This window comes from Candidatus Arsenophonus phytopathogenicus, from assembly GCF_056113345.1.
Genome location: NZ_JBUIOB010000017.1, coordinates 222,710 through 244,368, shown reverse-complemented (window position 1 = coordinate 244,368; position 21,659 = coordinate 222,710). Strand labels below are relative to the sequence as shown.

At 34.7% G+C, this 21,659-nt stretch carries 15 protein-coding genes, 1 rRNA gene and 8 pseudogenes; 9 read left to right on the top strand and 15 right to left on the bottom strand.

From position 1 onward, the window contains the following. Positions 1-87 precede the first annotated feature (87 nt). Positions 88-203, top strand: a 5S ribosomal RNA gene (gene rrf, locus AC01GB_RS04535). A 155-nt stretch (positions 204-358) separates the two neighbouring features. Here rrf and acs read toward each other — a convergent pair. Continuing rightward, a pseudogene (acs, locus tag AC01GB_RS04530) lies at positions 359-2,260 on the bottom strand (acetate--CoA ligase). 349 nt (positions 2,261-2,609) lie between these two features. On the opposite strand from acs, the gene sodA reads away from it, so the two are divergent. Beyond that, positions 2,610-3,236, top strand: coding sequence for a superoxide dismutase [Mn] (gene sodA / locus AC01GB_RS04525; protein WP_474450746.1), 627 nt, complete (start codon positions 2,610-2,612; stop codon positions 3,234-3,236). Positions 3,237-3,537: 301 nt separating this feature from the next. Here sodA and trpS read toward each other — a convergent pair whose 3' ends face one another. From trpS to AC01GB_RS04460, 13 genes and pseudogenes are all read right to left on the bottom strand, one after another. Then, on the bottom strand, positions 3,538-4,581 hold the full coding sequence (gene trpS, locus AC01GB_RS04520) for a tryptophan--tRNA ligase (protein ID WP_474450745.1): 1,044 nt from the start codon (positions 4,579-4,581) through the stop codon (positions 3,538-3,540). 1 nt (position 4,582) lies between these two features. Further along, positions 4,583-4,897: pseudogene (locus AC01GB_RS04515) on the bottom strand (HAD-IA family hydrolase); the annotation flags it as partial. Positions 4,898-4,905: 8 nt separating this feature from the next. Continuing rightward, positions 4,906-5,577: a ribulose-phosphate 3-epimerase gene (gene rpe / locus AC01GB_RS04510; protein WP_474450744.1), complete on the bottom strand. Its 672-nt coding sequence runs from the start codon at positions 5,575-5,577 to the stop codon at positions 4,906-4,908. Continuing rightward, positions 5,498-6,436, bottom strand: a complete 939-nt coding sequence (gene dam / locus AC01GB_RS04505) for an adenine-specific DNA-methyltransferase (protein WP_474450743.1) — start codon at positions 6,434-6,436, stop codon at positions 5,498-5,500. The genes rpe and dam overlap by 80 nt, the downstream gene beginning before the upstream one ends. 79 nt (positions 6,437-6,515) lie before the next feature. Further along, positions 6,516-7,388, bottom strand: a complete 873-nt coding sequence (locus AC01GB_RS04500; protein ID WP_474450741.1) for an SPOR domain-containing protein — start codon at positions 7,386-7,388, stop codon at positions 6,516-6,518. A 125-nt stretch (positions 7,389-7,513) separates the two neighbouring features. Further along, positions 7,514-8,608 (bottom strand): 3-dehydroquinate synthase, encoded by a 1,095-nt coding sequence (aroB, locus tag AC01GB_RS04495; protein ID WP_474450740.1) that lies wholly within the window; start codon positions 8,606-8,608, stop codon positions 7,514-7,516. Positions 8,609-8,663: 55 nt separating this feature from the next. Next, positions 8,664-9,185, bottom strand: a complete 522-nt coding sequence (gene aroK / locus AC01GB_RS04490; RefSeq protein WP_474450738.1) for a shikimate kinase AroK — start codon at positions 9,183-9,185, stop codon at positions 8,664-8,666. 616 nt (positions 9,186-9,801) lie between these two features. Continuing rightward, positions 9,802-10,079: pseudogene (locus AC01GB_RS04485) on the bottom strand (transporter); the annotation flags it as partial. A gap of 71 nt (positions 10,080-10,150) precedes the next feature. Then, a complete protein-coding gene (locus AC01GB_RS04480; RefSeq protein ID WP_474450737.1) occupies positions 10,151-10,441 on the bottom strand; it encodes a hypothetical protein in 291 nt (96 codons plus the stop codon). Positions 10,442-10,840: 399 nt separating this feature from the next. Then, a complete protein-coding gene (locus AC01GB_RS04475; RefSeq protein WP_474450735.1) occupies positions 10,841-11,341 on the bottom strand; it encodes a hypothetical protein in 501 nt (166 codons plus the stop codon). Then, a complete protein-coding gene (locus tag AC01GB_RS04470; protein ID WP_474452323.1) occupies positions 11,302-11,610 on the bottom strand; it encodes a PilN domain-containing protein in 309 nt (102 codons plus the stop codon). The genes AC01GB_RS04475 and AC01GB_RS04470 overlap by 40 nt, the downstream gene beginning before the upstream one ends. A gap of 318 nt (positions 11,611-11,928) precedes the next feature. After that, positions 11,929-12,399: a hypothetical protein gene (locus tag AC01GB_RS04465; RefSeq protein WP_474450733.1), complete on the bottom strand. Its 471-nt coding sequence runs from the start codon at positions 12,397-12,399 to the stop codon at positions 11,929-11,931. A gap of 7 nt (positions 12,400-12,406) precedes the next feature. Continuing rightward, the gene (locus AC01GB_RS04460) at positions 12,407-12,763 is read right to left on the bottom strand and encodes a hypothetical protein (RefSeq protein WP_474450731.1); all 357 of its coding nucleotides are present in this window, start codon (positions 12,761-12,763) and stop codon (positions 12,407-12,409) included. 115 nt (positions 12,764-12,878) lie between these two features. On the opposite strand from AC01GB_RS04460, the gene mrcA reads away from it, so the two are divergent. Then, positions 12,879-15,404 (top strand): peptidoglycan glycosyltransferase/peptidoglycan DD-transpeptidase MrcA, encoded by a 2,526-nt coding sequence (gene mrcA, locus AC01GB_RS04455; RefSeq protein ID WP_474450729.1) that lies wholly within the window; start codon positions 12,879-12,881, stop codon positions 15,402-15,404. A 90-nt stretch (positions 15,405-15,494) separates the two neighbouring features. On the opposite strand, the pseudogene nudE reads toward mrcA, so the two are convergent. Then, positions 15,495-16,021: pseudogene (gene nudE / locus AC01GB_RS04450) on the bottom strand (ADP compounds hydrolase NudE). Between the two features lie 412 nt (positions 16,022-16,433). On the opposite strand from nudE, the pseudogene AC01GB_RS04445 reads away from it, so the two are divergent. The 6 genes and pseudogenes from AC01GB_RS04445 to pckA all read left to right on the top strand — a co-directional run bounded on the left by AC01GB_RS04445 (position 16,434) and on the right by pckA (position 21,331). Then, positions 16,434-17,248: pseudogene (locus AC01GB_RS04445) on the top strand (IgaA/UmoB family intracellular growth attenuator). Between the two features lie 26 nt (positions 17,249-17,274). Continuing rightward, positions 17,275-17,670: pseudogene (locus tag AC01GB_RS04440) on the top strand (IgaA/UmoB family intracellular growth attenuator); the annotation flags it as partial. Continuing rightward, a pseudogene (locus tag AC01GB_RS04435) lies at positions 17,634-18,301 on the top strand (IgaA/UmoB family intracellular growth attenuator). The pseudogenes AC01GB_RS04440 and AC01GB_RS04435, both read left to right, overlap by 37 nt. Continuing rightward, positions 18,298-18,714 (top strand): ribosome-associated heat shock protein Hsp15, encoded by a 417-nt coding sequence (gene hslR / locus AC01GB_RS04430; protein WP_474450727.1) that lies wholly within the window; start codon positions 18,298-18,300, stop codon positions 18,712-18,714. Before AC01GB_RS04435 ends, hslR begins: the two are co-directional and overlap by 4 nt. 26 nt (positions 18,715-18,740) lie before the next feature. Next, positions 18,741-19,464: pseudogene (gene hslO / locus AC01GB_RS04425) on the top strand (Hsp33 family molecular chaperone HslO). A gap of 244 nt (positions 19,465-19,708) precedes the next feature. Beyond that, positions 19,709-21,331, top strand: a complete 1,623-nt coding sequence (gene pckA, locus AC01GB_RS04420) for a phosphoenolpyruvate carboxykinase (ATP) (RefSeq protein WP_474450725.1) — start codon at positions 19,709-19,711, stop codon at positions 21,329-21,331. The last annotated feature ends 328 nt before the right edge of the window (positions 21,332-21,659 follow it).

Genomic DNA, 21,659 nt, shown 5'->3' with positions numbered 1-21,659 from the left:
AGAGAATTTTAGCTTGTTTTGAGATTGAATCTGGTCGGATTTTCGCTGAAGGCGCGAAATAAGATGGGATAAATAAAAAAGAATTTGTCTGGCGGCAATAGCGCGGTGGTCCCACCTGACCCCATGCCGAACTCAGAAGTGAAATGCCGTAGCGCCGATGGTAGTGTGGGGTCTCCCCATGTGAGAGTAGGGAACTGCTAAGCTTAAAATATTAAGGCCACCTAATTAAAGTGGCTTTTCTGTATATGTAAATAATAAATCTAACTTAATGAATAATATATTTTATAGTTGAATTATATCTATTTTATCGACGAGCTTTATTAATATTTTTGACATTTATTATAGGTAATTAACTAATCTAACTAGAAATATTAATCGAATCCTTTTCTTCTAGTAGTTTTTCAACAACACTAGGATCCGCTAACGTTGATGTATCACCAAGATTATTTATATCACCAGTGGCAATTTTTCTTAGAATACGTCGAATAATTTTACCTGAGCGTGTTTTTGGTAATGCATCAGTCCAGTGAAGAATATCTGGTGTTGCTATTGGTCCAATTTCTTTACGCACCCAATTGCGTACTTCATTATAAAGTTCTACTGAAGATTCTTCACCATGATTTAATGTAATGTAGGCATAAATAGCTTGTCTTTTAATATTATGTGGGACATCAACGACGGCAGCCTCAGCAATTTTAGCGAACGCTACAAGTGCAGATTCGATTTCGGCGTACCTAAACGATGATCAGAAACATTTAAAATGTCGTCAACACGACCGCTTATCCAGTAATAACCATCTCCATTGAAATACATACCTTTAAATAGTGAAAAATAAGTTTGCTCAAAGCGTTCATGGTCACCATAAATGGTTCTAGCTTGTCCTGGCCATGAATCCATGATGACAAGATTGCCTTCAGCAATACCCTCAAGTAAATTACCTAAATTATCAATAAGCGCGGGCTTAACACCAAAAAAAGGTAGTGTTGCCGATCCCGGTTTAAGTTCAGTTGCTCCCGGTAAGGGAAGAAGCATAAAACCACCGGTTTCTGTTTGCCACCAAGTATCAATAATAGGGCAATGACTATTACCTATTTTTTTGTAGTACCATTCCCAAGCTTCCGGATTAATAGATTCACCGACAGAGCCTAAAATCCTTAAAGAATTACGCTGAGAGTTGCTTCAATAGCTTTATCTCCTTCTGCCATCAAAGCACGAATTGCGGTTGGTGCGGTATAAAGAATATTTACTTTATGCTTATCAACTATTTGGCCCATGCGATTTATACTTGGATAGTTAGGTACACCTTCAAACATTAGCGTGGTGGCTCCATTGGATAGTGGGCCATAAATTAAGTAACTATGGTCTGTTACCCAGCCTATATCAGCAGTGCACCAATAAATTTCTTTTGCCTGGTAGTCAAATGCGTATTTGAAAGTGATAGAAACATAAACTAAATAGCCACCAGTAGTGTGTAAGACGCCTTTGGGTTTGCCTGTTGAACCAGAATTCATTTCTTCAGCGGGACAGTCAGCGTTGAGGCCTTTAATAACTTCATGCCACCAATGATCACGTTTTTCCTGCCAATCGATTTGATTACCTGTTTGTCTAAAAACAATAACATTATTAATACTTTCAATTGCCGGATTTTTTAACGCTTCATCAACATTTTTTTTCAGTGGTATAGTACGATTTGCTCTTAACCCTTCATCTGTGGTAATTATCAGTTTAGCTTTACTGTCAATAATGCGACCTGCAATAGCTTCTGGTGAAAAACCAGCAAAGATAACAGAGTGAATAGCTCCAATGCGGGTACATGCTAACATGGCGATGGCTGATTCAGGTATCATCGGCATATAAATAGCAACAACATCCCCTTTTTTGATGTCTAATTTTTTAATGCATTGGCAAATAGGCAGACATCATGATAAAGTTGGCGGTAAGTTATATGATAAGACTGTGATGGATCATTGCCTTCCCAAATGATTGCAGTTTCATCACCGCGTAATTGTAAATGGCGATCTAGATAGTTAGCACTTAAATTTAAGGTACCATCTTCAAACCATTGGATGTTAATGTGCCCTGGATCAAATGAAGTGTTTTTTACTTTGGTATAGGGTTTTATCCAGTCAACAATTTGACCTTTTTCTCGCCAAAAAGCGTCAGGATCTTCAAGTGATAATCTTGTTGGTACTGTTTTTTTATTAACTAAGGCATGTGCGGCAATTTCAGTAGGAATGGGGTACTTGAACGTTGATATCATATTTTCTTCTCCTCATTTGTGTTAATCATATGTCAAAGAGCAGTTAACTAAACCTATGAAAAAGAATTTTTTTTTGTGTAAGTGATCACGTAAATGATGATGTTTTATTTTATATTTGTTATTAATTAATTAATTAATTAATTATTCTATTTAAATTGTTTTAATTGATGGTTTTTATGAAAAAAGTTTATTTTAATCTAATGAGCTAATATATCGATTTTTTTATAGAGAAATAAAAACCTTAAAAAAATATATTGTTTATAATAGTTTTCATTATTATGGTAATCCTTGTAAAATAAGGATTGATTGAAACAATTATTTTATATTTAAGTAACAGGAGTTAATGCGGATGAGCTATACATTACCTTCCCTGCCTTATGAATATGGGGCACTAGAGCCACATTTCGATGAAAGGACAATGAAGATTCATCATACCAAACATCACCAAACATATGTCAATAATACTAATGATGCGTTAAAAGATTTTCCTGAGCTTACTAAACTTGATATAGATGATTTAATTCAAAATTTAGATAAGGTGCCTGCCGATAAGCGTACTTTTTTACGCAATAATGCAGGTGGGCATGCCAATCATAGTATGTTTTGGAACGGTTTGAAAATAGGTACGGAACTAAAGGGTGAGTTGAAAACTGCGATTGAACATGATTTTGCTAGCGTTGAGAATTTTAAAGAAATCTTTGAAAAAGCAGCAGCTACTCGTTTTGGTTCCGGCTGGGCGTGGTTAGTATTGAAATCGGATGGAAAGCTGGTAGTTGTTTCGACAGCTAATCAAGATAACCCATTAATGGGGGAATCTATTTCTGGTGTTTCCGGTTATCCTATTTTAGGGCTTGATGTTTGGGAACATGCTTATTATCTTAAATATGAAAATCGTCGCCCTGAATATATTAAAGCCTTTTGGTCAGTTGTTAATTGGGATGAAGCGGCAAAACGTTTTGCAGAAAAAGTAAAATAGCATTGACTTTATCTGTTTGTTTATTATCAATGTTAGTGGTGCCAGATTATTTACTGGCCTACTAATATTTTTTAATGACCAATTAAAATTATAGTAATAAAAAAATTTTACCTCTAATTAATTATATATAAACAAATAAAAGAAACTTTTTGTTTCGCTAAATGGTATTTTGTTATCTATATCATTCAATAAATATATTAATAAAATAAAGATTGATATTTGTTTTAACTATTTATTTTTATTAATTTTTAAATTTATTCTTAATGTCAATCTCCCTCGAGTTTTAGGAGGGAGAAGGGCATTATTTTTTTATAGGACTAATAAAACCTATCGCGTCATAAACTTTACTAAGGGTTACTTGAGCGCGAGCCTCTGCTTTGCTAGCACCTTCAGACATAATGTCATTCAATAGTTTTTCGTTATTACGAAATTCATCAAAACGGCTTTGAATATTTATTAGCATATCTGAAACAGCTTCAGCAACGGTGTTTTTAAGATCGCCATACATTTTTCCGGTAAATTGTTTTTCTATCTCAGAGGTAGATGTGCCTGTTACACCAGAAAGGATATCTATCAGATTAGAAATACCCGGTTTGTTTTCTGTATCATAATAAATTTGCGGTGGCTCGTCAGAATCAGTAAGGGCACGTTTTATTTTTTTAGCCGCTGATTTAGGGTTTTCTAATAAAGTTATTACATTATTGCGGTTATCATCTGATTTTGACATCTTTTTTTGTGGTTCTTGTAGAGACATAACCCGCGCTCCTTTTTCAAGAATAAAGGGATCGGGTACAATAAATATTTCACCATAGAGCGAATTAAAACGTTGAGCAATATCGCGGCTTAATTCTAAATGTTGTTTTTGATCAATACCAACCGGGACTTGGTTTGTCTGGTAAAGTAAAATATCGGCAGTCATTAATACTGGATAATCAAATAATCCAGCATTAATATTTTCAGCATGACGGGTTGATTTGTCTTTAAATTGTGTCATGCGGCTTAATTCACCAAAATAGGTATAACAGTTAAGCGCCCAACTAAGTTGAGTATGTTGCGGAACATGAGATTGAACAAAAATAATACTTTTTTTAGTATCAATCCCACAAGCTAGGTATAAGGCTAATGTATCAAGCGTACGTTTTCTTAATTCTTTGGGGTCTTGACGAACTGTAATGGCATGTTGATCAACAATACAATAAATACAGTCATAATTATCTTGCATGTGAACCCATTGGCGTAATGCGCCAATATAGTTGCCGATGGTTAATTCCCCAGACGGTTGAGCCCCACTGAATACAATAGGCTTTTTGTCGGTATTAGTTGAATTTATAGGGGGTGTATTCATGTTATGATCCCAGAGTTGTCAAAGGTGGTAGTCCTAACGCAGGAACTAGATCGGCAAAGTTATCTAATACATAATCTGGTTTACTTAATGCGATAGATTCACCATAGTTATATCCGTAAGTTAAACCCACACAAGGATAATCTGCATCTTTAGCGGCTGAGATATCATTATGAGAATCACCGATAAATAATAATTGATCGTTATGTAGACCAAATTTTTCCATTGTAAGATACAGTGTAGCCGGATGGGGTTTTTTCTCTTTTACGTCATCGCCCCCTAATATTAAAGAAAAATAACAATCAATGGTTAATTTTTTAAATGCCATTAAATTGCCTCAGTTAACTTTTTACGCATAGCATCAATGACAGTTTTGTAATCTGGTTGATTAAAAATTGCAGAACCTGCGACAAAGGTGTCAGCACCTGCATTTGCAACATTAATAATATTATTAACATTGATCCCGCCATCAACTTCTAGGCGAATATTATAACCGTTTTCATCGATCATTTTACGAACTTGACGCAATTTATTTAGGGTTTGTGGAATAAAAGATTGTCCACCAAAACCAGGATTTACCGACATGATTAGGATCATATCCAATTTATCTATTACGTAATCTAAATAGTTTAATGGTGTAGCAGGATTAAAAGCTAAACCAGCTTTACAACCGTTATCTTTAATTAATTGTAATGTGCGATCAATATGCTCACTTGCTTCAACGTGAAAGGTAATATAGGTTGCACCAGCTTTAGCAAAGTCAGGAATCAGTCGATCTACTGGTTTTACCATCAAATGCACATCAATGGGTGCCTTAATACCATAATCTCGCAATGCTTTACATACCATTGGGCCAAAAGTTAAATTTGGAACATAATGGTTATCCATTACGTCAAAATGGATGATATCAGCTCCAGCTTTAATGACTTTCCCTGTATCTGCACCTAAACATGCAAAATTTGCGGATAAAATAGAGGGGGCAATCAGAAAGTCTTTCATTATTGTCTCCGATTTTTTTTTTACCTTTTGCGTTTTTTTTATAAGTTGGATTATAAAATGCCAAAAGTTCATCGACTTTTCTACGAGCAAGGCTATTACGACTAATTGTTCTACGTACTTTAACAACATTTAGCTTGGCGTGATGATACCATTCTCTAGTCGCTGGTGTATCATGATTTGATATTAATACGGGTATTCCGCGAGTTGATGATAAGTGATAAGCAATTTGAGCCAGATTGTATTGTTCTTTATTGCCAAAACTATTTGTATGATATGCGGTAAAATTAGCCGTATTAGAAAGAGGTGTATAGGGTGGATCACAGTAAACAACAGCACTTTTGTTTACTGATAGTAATGTTTCTTGATAGGTTTGGCAGACAAAAATAGCTTTTTGTGCTTTTTCTGCAAACCAATAGAGTTCATCTTCAGGAAAATAAGGTTTTTTATAACGCCCAAATGGAACGTTAAATTCCCCTTTTGAGTTGTAACGACAAAGACCATTGTAGCAATGACGATTAAGATATAAAAATAGTTCACTACGACGTCTAGGATTATTACATAAGTTGAATTCAGTACGTAAACGGTAGTATTGCTCAGGCGTATTAAACTCGTTGTTAAAAAGCTGACGTGAATGCTGCACAAATGTATCAGTATGATATTTTACAGTATTATATAAATTGATGAGATCATTATTAATGTCAGCTAGGATGTAAGCATTATAGTTGGTATTCAAAAATACTGAACCTGCCCCGACAAATGGCTCTACCAGATAATCACCTTCTGGTAGATATTTTTTAATTTCTTCTACCAGAAGATATTTACCGCCAGCCCATTTTAAAAAAGCGCGTTTTTTCTTCATGCCGCCATATTTTATCTAAATGTTCCAGAGTTTTTGATATACCTCTGTTTAGGACAGCATATTTGCGCCTAATGATTCTTTATTTTTGATCTTGCTTAACTTGCTGAAATTTTCTAACCCAGGGTTTTTTTTCCTGAATAGAAGCGGGCAAAGTTGAAATTGCGTTTTTTGCTTCACTGACTGAGCGGTAATTACCGAGGATAAGAACATACCATGGTCGTTCATTGCGTATGGTCTTATAGATTTTATAATTAGTTAAGCGATTGTTTTTAGCAAATGCTTCTAGTGAGTTAGAACGGCTCGCACTACTTAATTGTAGTGTGTAATTACTTGCTGGAGCCGATAATAAATCTCCACTTTGATTTGTATGTGTTCTAACTATAGGTTTTGTTTTTGTTTCAGGATTAGTTTTAATTGGTTCAACGATTTTAGGTGGTGTAGTAGCGGGAAGTTTTGTTGATGATGGCGTTGATGTTGGATTTTCAACGAGTTGTTGCTTTGCATTAGGTAATGTTTGTCCCTGGCGTAAAGCATCAACAACGTCACCAGGGATTTCAATACGTTTACCTTGCCCTTGGTTGGCTGGAGGTAAGGAACTTTCAGTCGGTGTATCACTAATTGAAGGCATGGTTACGTTTTGTGGTTGGTTTTGTTCTTGGGATAAAGGGGACTCATTTGATAGTGATGTTGATTTAGAAATATCAATGTTACGTTCATTTATTGTTGTAGAGGTATTTTGTTTCTCATGATCTGTTGGCGCTTTAAGTGCTGAGCTAATCGCGATAATGAGTAATAATAGAACCAAAACAGCGATACCAATCATGACATGTTGACGAGAAGCTAGATGGTGTTTAGATCCTTGCTGACGTGAACGTAATACAGGCCTGTCTGAAGTGTCTGGCCGGAACTTACTCTGATCTTGAGGATCTCTTTCTGGTTTAAACTCGTCCATTTCCCCTCCCTTTAAGGTGAATGACCTCATATCATGGATAAAGATGATTTTTTGTACAATTTGATTCTAAAATACGGATATTTATTATAGTGTCACTATGGCTATCTTGCTATCTCAATCACGGTTTAATCTGTATGTAGGCATTGTTTAATTGCTTTTAAAACAATCTCATGGCTTATATTAGTATATAATTCTGCGTTGCCAATAGATTTGGGTAGCACCAGATTGAGTTGATTATTAACTACTTTTTTATCTCTCATCATGTGAGGTAAATAGGCTTCAGCAGCCATTTTTGCTGGTCCCTTAATAGGGAGATTTGCTTGCCTCAGTAAGTTTAAAATGCGTTGAGTATCATTATTATCAAATTGGCCAATTAACTCTGCGGTTTTTGCAGCCATCACGATACCTGCAGCAACTGCCTCGCCGTGTAGCCAATAACCATAGTTTAATTCAGTTTCAATGGCATGACCAAAGGTATGTCCTAAGTTCAATAATGCACGTTGTCCATTGGTTTCTTTTTCATCTATAGCAATGATTTTTGCTTTTAATTCACAACAACGTCGTATGCAATAACTTATTGTTTTTTCATCTAATTCAAATAGTTTATTAATGTTTTTTTCTAACCAACAAAAAAAATCATAATCTAGAATAATGCCATATTTAATAATTTCAGCTAAGCCTGAAGAAAACTGGCGTACTGGTAATGTTTTTAGACTATCTAAATCAATAATAACTGATATTGGCTGATAGAAAGCACCAATCATGTTTTTACCTAATGGATGATTGACTGCTGTTTTTCCTCCAACAGATGAGTCAATTTGAGATAAAAGCGAGGTTGGTGCTTGGATAAAATGAACGCCTCTTTGGTAGCAGGCGGCAGCAAATCCTGTCAAGTCACCAATAACACCGCCCCCAAGAGCAATAAGGGTGGTGCTTCGAGGATGATTTTTTTCCAATAAAGCAGTGAAGACAGTATCAAGAGTAGCTAATGATTTGTACTGTTCTCCGTCAGGTAGAATGATCTCATCAACTTTGACGCCCATTTTTGTAAGAGTAGATTTTACTCTTGCAGAATAAATGGAATGTAGCGTTTTGTTCGTTACAATCATTGCGTATTCGCCACTTTTAAGCGGCAAAAAAGCATCAGGTGAGTTAAGTAAACCAAAAGCGATACTAATAGGGTAACTCCGTTCACCGAGTGTAACTGTCAATTTTTCCATATTGATTTTACCTTTATGGCATGGTCAATCAGTCATTCATATTGATTTATTGAAATTAAGTATTTTCTAATAATCCAATGATTTGGTTAGCAACTACTTTTGCACTTTGATTGTCGGTATGAATAGTAATGTCTGCGATTTCTTCATAAAGTGGATTACGTTCATGAGCGAGTTTTTCTAATACTTCACGAGCAGGCTGATCTACTTGCAATAAAGGTCTTTTTTTATCGCGTTGAGTTCGTGCCATTTGTTTTTCAATCGTAGTTTCAAGATAAACGACTACCCCACGAGCAGAAAGACGGTTGCGTGTTTCTTTTGATTTTACCGATCCCCCCCCTGTTGCTAAAACAATGCCTTGTTTTTCTGTAAGCTCATTGATAATTTTTTCTTCACGTTCCCGAAAACCTTCTTCGCCTTCCAAATCAAATACCCAACTCACATCAGCACCAGTACGTCGTTCAATTTCTTGATCGGAATCAAAAAACTCCATACTAAGTTGCTGCGCTAGCTGGCGACCAATAGTACTTTTCCCGGCGCCCATAGGCCCAACCAGAAAGATATTGCGTTTCTCTGCCATGTTTTTGGTATTACTAAGATTATTCGTTAATGATAACCCGCCCCGCCAATCAAATTAGCAACGGGACCTATAATTGAAACCTCATGAGTATTGACATCTTTTCTTGCATATAAAAGCAAAAAAATCCCAAATACATTCAGTTTTTTCTGAATTATATCGGAAGGGCCTGTTTTTGGAACATAACTGATAGCAGTATTTCTTCACAGGTTTAAAATCCCGAATGTCTCGTAATACGTAATATACATACGAAGCTCAAGTATTCGTCTTTAAGTTTGTTTGCGCACTAAGTTTAACATCAATCAATTTGAAAACCACGTCGATATCTATACGGAAAATGTATTATTTGCTGCTAATTATGAATGATATTAAATTGGATATAAAAATTATCGCAATAGATTAGCTAAAAATGCAACTCTAATCGTACATATAAAGGTTTTATTATAGAGTGTGCGCACAACAATATTTATTTCGCTAAATAGCTAACCTTTTAAGCTAAATTTTTCTTATCGTCAAATTTATAATCCACTATTCACAATAATCGGATGATTTTGCTCTCTTGGGTGCTGCTTAGGATGAAGTTATATTATAAAAAATAATTATTAGTTACTATATTTTGTTAAATATTAATTAATTGTGGTGTTATAAATATGATTAATTCTCTATGGTAAGTTTGTTTTCCATCTTTGGTTAATAAATGACCAAAAAAAGGAATGTCTGCCAGGTAGGGGATTTTTTGCTGTTGACTGTTTTTTTCTGCTGAAAAATCCCACCTAAAATAAGTGTTTCTCCATGATTAATAGTAACTTGGGTTGATATTTCTTGTTTATTAATTGCAATATGTTGGTAAGTATTTGCTAGTAGAGTGGTATTGGGGCTATTTTGACTGATTTTTAGCGATAGACGAACTTAACCTCCTCGTAAAATAGTAGGAGTAACTTTCATTCCTAAAATTGCTTCTTTAAATTTTATCTGACTTTTTTATTACTTTGAATGACATAAGGGATTTCTGTGCCTTGTTTAATGCTGGCAGATTGATTATGAGAGGCCATTAATCTGGGGCTGGCAATGATAGATAGCTGATTTTCTTGTTCTAAAGCACTTAATTCCAGTGACAATGAGTGACTTTTAATTTTAGCAATATTAAATGCGATATGTGGAATTGAAGACGGTGCTGGTTGATGAATATTAAGTCGATTGATCCCTACTTGATTGATTTTATCTGTACTAAGTTCCCAAAAGATACCCAGCTCATACAAAGCTTCTCGACTTGTATTGTTAATATAGGCGTGATTTGGACTTGTTGTTGAGGTATATCAATTTTTTTAGCCACGATTGAAGACGCTCAATATGTCTCTGTGTATCCTCAAAAAATTAAGTTATTGGTCTGTTTATCGGCAAAAACTTTTCCTTTTTTTGAGAGTAAAGGCGGATTATTTTGTGAAAGTTGAGATGTTAGTAATTCCGCTTCTACATATTGCAGGGGATAACTTAGATAATGTATATCACTCTTTTCTTCAGCTATCGATATTGTGGGGTAACATTGTTTTCAATGATTTCCTCTGTTTTTGGCGGTGTAAATGGCTCTCTGGCGGCTATGACATTAACGCTAAATAATGTTATTAATAAGACAATTGATATTAAAGTAAGTAAATTCATTATGTTAGGCTTTTTGTCATGGATGAAAGAATGAATTCGCAATGTAAATTATTTTTTTGGGTGTTATTTTTAGCTGATGAATAAGTAGTAGTGGATGTGTTTTTTTGTAAGTTTTCGATAAAAGCTATTAATTGATAGTAGCTTGCTAAAATTGTGAAATAGTAATCTACACGATTATTTTGATTTTGTTGTTGCCAGTAGATAAGTTTTTCACCTGAAGTAGTTGGTGGAAATTTAAATTGCTCAAAAGCATGGGTGGTAGTCTGCATTGAAGTTAGTAAGTCTGTTATTTGTTGTTTCCTTTGGTTTATCAAGGTATTTAATTTGTTTTTTGTTATATTTTTTATGAGTTGGGTTTTTAATGTGTTGATATGTTGTCTGCTGTTTTTCCACTGTTGATTCAATTCATTAATGATTAAAGAATTTTTTGACCAATAAAAAATAAAGAAAAAGAGAAAAATCAAAAAAGTGTTAACCATTGTGGGATAAGTTGTTTCCATAATGGTCTATAAAACCATTCATATATTTTATTTTTATCATATTGTTCCTCCGAAAATAGCCACTTTGCATTTAATGTGGTTTTTTGAATATTCTGAGAGGTCAGTTGTATTGTTTGTAATTGAATTTGAGTTACTATCTTTTCCTCGGTTAATTGGCGCATGAACTGTAAAATTTCATGATAATCATGGCTATTTGCTTTAATTACCAAATTATCTATTTGGCTTGAAAGTGCCTCTAACCAACTGCCTGTTGGGAAAATATGCGGAATTTGTTGTAGTAAATAAAGTTGGCGTTTGTTGTGGTTAGCGGTTTGAATTGACGTATTAAGTTGTTGCGTTAATTGTTTAAGTTGTTGTCGCTGTTGCTCAATGTTAGCAAGCTGTTGTTCAATAGCTGCAATTTCTATTTTTTCATTATCAAGTAAATATTGTTGATGAAGGTATTGCTGTTTATGTGTTTATGCCTATCAAATATAAAAAAAGAATTAATATCAAACTTGAAATTTGGATAAAAAAGAGAGATAACCAACCATAATAACGTTGTTTAAGGCGTTTTTTCTGCCATGGCAAAAAATTAACTTGATACATCATTTGTCTCTTTCACGAAGTGCTAAACCTGCTGCGATTGCAAAATTATGAAAATTTTTTGGTAACTTGATAGGGTAATATCGAAAAGAATCTAACAGAGACCAGGTGGAGAAATGATGATGCTTTATATCGTTACCGAGGTAAAAAATAGTATTAGGTTGTTGTTGAGTTTCTTTAGGTAGTAATAGTATCAATTTTTCTATAGAGTCTACTTCAGTTATCTCAACAGCTTGGTAGTGTATTGATTGATATAAAGGGCCTGCACATATCCACTCTTGTTGTCGCCGATAAATAAGCCAGGTGTTATCAGGAATAGCGGCTTTATGTGCTAAATAACGAAGAGCATTAGGAAATATATCGATAACCGAAAGTGAAAAACCAACCTCATGTAATAATTCAGACAAAAAAGCAATATCACTATGTCTGGTAGCACAAAGGTAAATTTGCTTTTGATAAATACGATAATCCAAAACAAGCTCACGAATGTCCGATAGGAAATAGCGTTTCAGCTTTGCTGTGGACGAACCAACCAAGTTCTGGTTCTGTTAGTGTGATTTTTTCAGGTAAAAGGAAGTGAGATTTTAGGATTTGTAATGATGATAAAGAGAATCTTGTATCACAATTGTTAGGTAGTTTTTTGTACCATTGTTGCAGGATATTTTTTAGCGTGGTTATACGAATATTTTGGGTTTCAGTATCTTGGGTTTTAGTGATTGGTAAAGAATGTTGCCAACATTCGCGAAGTTCCCAGCCATGCCTGTGTCGAGTAGCAGCCACAAGTTGAATTTTATTATGATGTATATCAAGGCCAATCTGCCATTTTTGTAAAAACATAGACGATTTCCCTATTGTTAATGTATAAAATTCCACATTCAAGGTAATTTCAAACATTTATGCTAAATATTCGATGTTTATAAACCACCCAATAAATTGTAAATGGGAATTTCAGGTGAAGATCGTAAAGTTTTTTCTTTTTTTTATAGTTTGCTGTCTATTTTTGGGGGCAGGATTTATTTTTGGTTTGTACAAATATGTCGAATCAGAATTACCTGATGTAGCAACATTAAAAGATGTTCGATTGCAAGTACCTATGCAGGTGTTAAGTGCAGAAGGTGAGTTGATCGCACAATTTGGAGAGAAACGGCGTCTTCCATTGTCATTAAAACAAGTTCCCCCGCTAATGATAAAAGCTTTTGTTGCGACGGAAGATAGTCGATATTATGAACATCATGGTTTTGATCCTATAGGAATTTTTCGAGCTGTATCGGTGATGGCTGCTTCCGGTCATGCTTCGCAAGGGGCAAGTACAATAACGCAGCAGTTAGCAAGAAATTTTTTCTTAAGTCGAGAAAAAACATTGATGCGTAAAGTTAAAGAGGTATTTTTAGCTATCCGGATTGAGCAATTGTTGTCAAAAGATGAAATTCTGGGACTTTATTTAAATAAAATTTATTTAGGAAATCGCGCTTACGGTGTAGGCGCAGCGGCTTATGTCTATTTTGGTAAGTCTGTAAATGAATTAAGTTTAAGTGAAATTGCTATGATTGCAGGTTTACCAAAAGCACCTTCTACTTTTAACCCCCTTTACTCCCATGAACGAGCGATAAATCGTCGAAATACCGTACTATTGTGTATGTTAGAAGAGGGGTATATTACTCAACAGCAATATAATGAAGCAAAGCGTAAAAACATTATTGCTAGTTATCACGCGCCAAAAATTTCGTTTTCAGCTCCCTATCTGGCAGAAATGGTTAGGCAAGAGCTCTATAACCGTTATGGTGAGGATGCTTATACAAATGGTTATAAAGTTTATACCACAGTCATCGGTAAAGATCAGATAGCAGCAGTTAATGCTTTGCGTAATAACCTAATTAATTATGATATTCGTCATGGTTATCGAGGAGCAGAAAAAATTCTTTGGACTCAGCTACAAACACCTTGGACTCATGAACAAATTATTGAACAGCTGAAAAAAATATCTACTTATGGGCCATTAATTCCTGCAGTGGTTATTGCGACAAATAAAAATAAAGCTGAAGTGATAATGCCGAATGGTGCTTCTGTTGAGTTGGCAATGAATGGTGTTTCTTGGGCACGTAAGTATATTTCTGATGAGCGTCAAGGCATAGCACCTAAAACGGTTAACGAAGTTGTTAAAGTGGGAGAATTAATTCGTATACGACAGGTTGAAGATAGCTGGTGGTTAGCTCAAATACCAGAAGCAAATTCAGCTTTTATTGCTCTTAATCCATTAGATGGCGCTATTGTCTCGTTGGTTGGCGGGTTTGATTTTGAATTAAGTAAATTTAATCGAGTAACCCAATCGTTACGTCAAGTTGGCTCCAATATTAAACCTTTTCTTTATACTGCCGCATTAGATAAAGGATTAACGTTAGCTTCATTATTAAATGATATGCCGATTACTCGTTGGGATGCTGGAGCGGATTCAGATTGGCGACCTAAAAATTCTCCCGCCAAATATTCTGGTCCAATCAGTTTGCGTCAGGGATTAGGCCAGTCTAAAAATGTTGTGATGGTACGCGCAATGCGCGCGATGGGTGTTGATTATGCGGCGGATTATCTAAAACGGTTTGGTTTTCCTGAAGAAAATATTAATCGAACCGAGTCATTGTCATTAGGTGCTCCGTCATTTACGCCGCTGCAAATAGTTCGAGGTTATGCCGTTATGTCTAATGGTGGTTACCTTATCGATCCTTATTTCATTAGTCGCGTTGAAGGGCTACAAGGTGAAGTTGTGTTTGAAGCTAAAGCTAAAATCGCTTGTCCAAAATGTAACGATATACCTGTTATTTATGATGATGTGCCAAAAATTAAAGAAATAAATGCAGAATCTATTGAGGATATAGTTAAATCTACAACGCCAATGAGGAATTTTAAACCTAGTGTAGATATTAATAGTGAAATTCCAATAACGGTTGAACAAAAAAAATATGCTCCTCATGTTATTAGTACACCCCTAGCTTTTTTGATTAGTAATGCAATGATGACCAATATTTATGGAGAGCCAGGTTGGATGGGGACAGGCTGGCGTGCGAGAGATTTTAAGCGTAAAGATATTGGCGGAAAGACAGGAACGACTAATAGTTCTAAAGATGCTTGGTTTTCTGGTTATGGCCCCGATATTGTTGCTACAGCTTGGATAGGTTTTGATGATAATAAACGCAGTTTAGGGCGTACTATTACAGGTGGTGAAGCGGGAGCAAAAAGTGCCCAACCTATCTGGAATGATTTTATGAAAGTTGTTCTCGATGGAGTTCGTGAGAATGACATAGAACCTCCTGATGGAATTATTTCTATTACTATTGATAGCAAAACAGGTAAATTAGCAACGAATAATTCAGTAAGTAAAAATTTGGAATATTTTATTGAAGGAACTGAACCTAAAACAGCGGCTATTCGAGAGGTAGGTACAATCGTTATTTCTGAAGATGGAAATAGCCAAGAACTCTTTTGAACAGTAAAAATATTCTTTAATTTTTGTCGTTGAAATTAGGGTTATTAGATAGACCCTATTTCATTTCACAATATTAGGACTTAATTAAAATTAGCAAATGTTTTTGAGATAACGTTGAGCATAAAATAGGGCACTAATATTTCTTGCTTCGTTAAAGTCTTTAACATCAATAAGTTGCATCATATTTTCGATTGGCCACCGAATTTGTTCTAATGGCTCTTGTTCATCGCTTTCCAGTTTTTCTTCATAGAGATTTTGTGCAATGAATATATTCATTTTGTTGGAAAAATAGGCGGGTGATATTGTTAGTTATTGCTAATAATTCAACATGTTTTGCGCCATAGCCAATTTCCTCTTTTAATTCTCTTATAGCAGCTTGTATGGCAGTTTCTCCTTTATCAATAGCTCCTTTAGAAAACCTAGTTCATACTCTTCAATACCAACAGCATATTCACGAATTAAAATTAATTCGTCATTAATGATAGGAACGATCAGTACGGCTTCATTTATTGTTGGCTGCATTCGTTCATAAAGACGCTTAACGCCATTACTAAATTCAAGATCAACAGATTGGATACGAAAAGTCTAGATTCAGCAATATTTTTTATATTCAAAATTTTGGGTTTTTTTGATTTGTTTCATATACTGTGTCCCGGACAAAATTTGTTGAATAGATTATAACTTTTTATATTAAGAGCGAAGATAATCTTTTGATTTTTTACTGAAATCAATTGTCATTCAATCTATCTTTTTAGTGATAATATATCAATAAATTTAGCCAGAGGTGATTATTATAATAAGAGAGTTTTAGTAATATTTTTATTATATTACTTATTAATTGAACGACTATGTTGTTAAAATAAATAATGAAAAATCGTAACTAATTGTTATTAATATTAAAAACAGAAAACTAGAATAGGGATTACCTTATTTAGGGCTATTGAAAGGGTTGTTATTCTGCACAGGCGTTATTCGTTACATCGGGGAAGAAATGGGCTTACCTTTTGTTATATTGGTTATTTTAATTATTTGCTTGTTTATATTAATTTTCTTTTTGTTTATGAAAGGAAAAAAAGTAATGATATACATAGATTAGCTTTCTTAATACAAGCTAATTATCGTAAAATTACGTCTGATGAATATCAGATAATTTGTGACTATCTTAAATATACCAATTCTGAACAAATCTTAATAAAGACAAAAGAGGCTACAATAAGAAAATTATTTGATTTTCCTAAAAGAAATGCATGGGTTTCTACTGGCTGTAATGCAATAACACGCTTCTCTTTAATCAACGATCAAGATAATTTATGGCGCTATTTTATTGATTATAAAGAAGTTCATTTACCCCGACAATTAGAACCTTACTTAAAAACTCAAGATGTTATGGATGTTGTTGATACGGATACCTTACCGCTTGTTATCTCAGTAAATAATCATTTCTTGGGTGATTTTAAGCAAAATTTTAAAGAGTTTCATTTAACTAAAGAAATAACATTTCCACCAGTTAATGCCATTATTCAAGAGAGTGGTCAGCAATTAGTAAAGTTTATTAAGGTCAGAAAAGAGACATTGGAAGAGTATAAACTTAATCGATCATTTAGTTTGTGGGGCGGTGGTGTTATTTGTGTTGGGCTAATTGTTTGTGCACTTTCGTTATTCGCTATTACTATTTTTTTCCTTGGTTAATGTTGTTTGGCGGGCTAACTTTTATTATTGGAGTTTATCTTCTTTATCGGCCATATATTTTTCGTAAGAGATATCAACAGGATATTCGTTGTGTGGTAGGTAAACCTAAACGATGGTGTTTATTTGACGAGTTTGATAAAGGTAAAAAAACATAATATTTCATTAGTTTAATGGAGAAAATTATCTACAGACAACAAATTATGCCGAATTGGAAGTGATGCCGTTACAGATTGGTGACTATATTGTAGCTAAAGGTGTGGGTATGTGCTATGTACCTATTGATTTTATAGAAAAAAGAAATAGGTTTGATTTTCTTCCTTTTGATTGTTCCGGTATTTACTGGAATAATATAAACCCATCTCCTATACCTGAATCTGATATAGTTGAAAAAGTCTTTTCTCTTTCAACAACGGTTAAACAGCAGCTTTATTTTAATAATTTTGATCGTAAAGTTAATCAGCAACTCCGACGAGAGATTATGAAGTCTGGTATGAATTTACTTGATAATTTTGCTGATATCATCTTAAAAACAAATTCATTATGCCCACTTCACTTAATAATGAGTGTTCTCGTTTAAAGAGCGCGTTAGTTAATTTAAGTGATACCTATGAATGGTCGGTACTTGTCACCAGAGCTAAAAATGGAAAATTAGAGGATACCAATGTGATATTGCGGCCAGGTGGGGCAGAACTTTGGAAAAATTGGTTAATGAAACGACATCTTTTTATATTAATAGAGAAATAGAAAAAGCAGCGGCGTTATTGAATACACCACCGACCAGAGGTGTATTACTTATCAGTGATGAAGGAAAACCGTTTGTAGATTTAGTTTCATTCCACTCTCCTGTTGTTGATTCTTATTCTCCATTACAAAAATGGCAAGAGCTGCAAAAATTGTCAGATATTTTAATGCATACTCCTTTTGAAGCAGAAGGTATTATTACTAAATTATTTGTCGATGCAAAAGGTACGCGTCATATTATTTTACATAGTAAACCTAGTTCTATGTTACTTTTACGCTATATTAGTGCTTTTCTATTAAACTTGGTTTTAATGGCAACTTTTATATTAAATCTTATTCTGGTTATTACATGTAAGCGTATAAATAAGTGGCGATTAAAAAGTATTCGGCAATATTATGAGCATTGTTTTAATATTGTCTCTTCCACTGACCAGCAAAAAATATTTAACCTAATGAAAAGAGTATGAAAACACAGTCAGATATGGATTTGATTATTCGTTTAGATAAATGGTTATGGGCTGCACGTTTTTATAAAACTCGAGCAATTGCTCGTAAAATGATTGAGGGTGGCAAAGTTCACTATAATGGGCAGCGAAGTAAACCAAGTAAAGTCGTTGAAAAGCATGCCATTATAAAATTAAGACAAGGAAATGATGAGTTAACTATAGAAATATTGGCCATTAGCGATCAGCGACGGGGCGCATCAGAAGCAAGAGCGTTATATCGTGAAACACAAGACAGTATTGTTAATAGAGAAAGATTGGCTTTAGCGCGTAAAACTAATTCATTAACCATGCCAAACCCAGAACGTCGTCCTGATAAGAAAGAACGACGTAACCTGATTAAATTTAAGCATACAAATTTAAATGAGTCATTTTGATGACAACTTTAGCAATGAGAGAAGATATGTCTAAACATGACCAGTTACACCGTTTTTTGTTTCAAGATGATGCTGTTCGTGGTGAGCTAGTTTCAGTTAATGAAACTTATAAAAAGATACTCGATCAACACGATTATCCGTCAGCAGTTAATCTATTATTGGGTGAATTGTTAGTTGCCACTAGTTTATTAACAGCAACTTTAAAATTTGAAGGTGATATTACCATACAAATTCAGGGAGATGGCCCGGTAAAAATGTTGGTAATAAACGGAAATAATCACCAACAAATGGTAAGCGTTATCAAGGTGTTGTTGCATTGGAAGGTAATACAATAGCGGAATGTTTGGATGATTATTTTAAACAATCAGAACAGTTGCAGACACGTTTATTCATTCAGGTGAAATAAATGGTGAGCCTGCTGCTAGTGGAATATTATTGCAGGTATTGCCCTCTGCTGGTATTGAAAGTCAGCATCAATTTGATTATCTGGTGCAATTAACCGCTACGATTAAGGGCGAGGAACTATTTACTTTAGAGACAAAGGAAATTCTTCATCGTCTTTATCATGAAGAAGATGTGACATTATATGATCCACAGCTAGTTGCCTTTCATTGCAGTTGTTCAAAAAAGCGTTGTGAAAACATTTTGCTATCTCTTTCTTATGAAGATATTGAGCATATATTGCATGAACGTGGTGAAATTGATATTGAATGTGAATTTTGTGGGGCTGTCTATCTGTTTAATAAATAAGATATAGAGGAATTGAAGCGAATTAAAAAAACAGCAAATTCATTGAGTGGATAGTGCTTATTTTATACCGTAATAAAGGATATAAATACATTTTTTTACTGTAGCGTTGATTGTGCTCTAAATCGCATTTTTAGTTCAGAAAATAGTTTAGATGAAATTTATTGATTTTTATCGCTGTTAATTTCGAGTAAAAATTTATGATATGTCCTAATTAAGGTTAATATTCATTTAGGAGCATAAATTAATGAGTGCAAAAAAAAAGATTACTCCAGAAGAGATGGCTAGATATGGTATTCATCAAGTAACTGAAATCGTTTATAACCCAGGATATGAACAACTATTTGCAGAAGAAACAAAACCTTCTTTAAAAGGCTATGAACGTGGGATTGAAACCAATTTAGGCGCAGTAGCGGTTGATACCGGTATTTTTACTGGTAGATCACCAAAGGATAAGTATATCGTTCGTGATAACGTTTCTAAGGATACTGTTTGGTGGGCGGATCAAGGTAAAGGAAAAAATGATAACAAACCGATGACCGAAGCGGTTTGGCAATCATTAAAAGATTTGGTGACTAACCAATTGTCAGGTAAGCGTTTATTTATCATTGACGCTTTTTGCGGCGCAAATGCAGATACCCGTTTGAAAGTGCGTTTTATTACCGAAGTGGCCTGGCAGGCACATTTTGTCAAAAATATGTTTATTCGACCTACCGAACAAGAATTGATTGATTTTCAACCAGATTTTGTTGTAATGAATGGCGCAAAATGTACTAATCCCAACTGGCAGGCTCAAGGCTTAAACTCAGAAAATTTTGTGGCGTTTAATTTGACTGAGCGTATGCAACTGATTGGCGGTACTTGGTATGGCGGTGAAATGAAGAAAGGGTTATTTTCGATCATGAATTATTTGCTGCCATTAAAAGGAATTGCGTCAATGCATTGCTCCGCTAATGTTGGTGAAAAAGGTGATGTGGCTATCTTCTTTGGTTTGTCTGGCACAGGAAAAACAACTCTTTCTACCGATCCTAAACGTAAATTAATTGGTGATGATGAACACGGATGGGATGATGATGGTGTGTTTAATTTTGAAGGTGGTTGTTATGCTAAGACCATACATTTGTCTGAAGCGGCAGAGCCTGATATTTATCATGCGATCAAACGCGATGCATTATTAGAAAATGTCACTGTTTTGACTGATGGCTCTGTTGATTTTAATTATGGACCCAAAACAGAAAATACCCGCGTTTCTTATCCTATTTATCATATTAATAATATTGTTAAACCGATTTCAAAAGCAGGCCATGTGACAAAAGTTATTTTTTTGACAGCTGATGCATTTGGTGTTTTGCCGCCGGTATCTTGTTTGACGCCTGAACAAACTGAGTACCACTTTTTGTCGGGTTTTACCGCTAAATTAGCGGGCACTGAGCGTGGTATAACTGAACCAACGCCAACTTTTTCAGCCTGTTTTGGCGCGGCTTTTCTGACATTACATCCTACTCAATATGCTGAAGTATTAGGTAAGCGAATGAAAGCGGCTGGTGCAAAAGCATATCTGGTTAATACCGGTTGGAATGGAACGGCTAAACGTATTTCGATCAAAGATACTCGTGCAATTATCGATGCGATCTTAAATGGGGATATAGATAAAGCAGAAACCATAAATTTACCCATTTTTAATTTAGCTGTACCCACCAATTTGCCAGGAGTTGATAACAATATTCTGGATCCTCGTCATACTTATACAGATAACAGCCAATGGGAAGTTAAAGCTAAAGATTTGGCTAAGCGATTTATTAATAACTTTGAAAAATATACTGATACCCCAGTTGGGGCGGTACTTGTGAAAGCTGGTCCTGAGCTGTAATTTTCAATAAGAGTTGTCAATAGTAAAATAAAAAGTGCATAGAATATAATAAAAGCTGTGCACTTTTTATTTAGTTGTGAATATTCATGAACTGAAAAGGAACGGCAAAATTTTGCTTAAATTTTCTCTATCGTCTTTCGGTTCTATTAGAGCGGATAGGATATAAATCAAGAAGTGAGGTCTATTAAAACATTTTGTTAAAAATTGATAAAAGTTAAAAAAGTGCCAGCGCTAGGCTGGCATAAGTAAACACTGGAAGCAATGTGAGCAATGTCGTCCTTGTCGTCCTTTCATATGATCCCAGAAAGGTTCATCTGAAAGTCTTTTA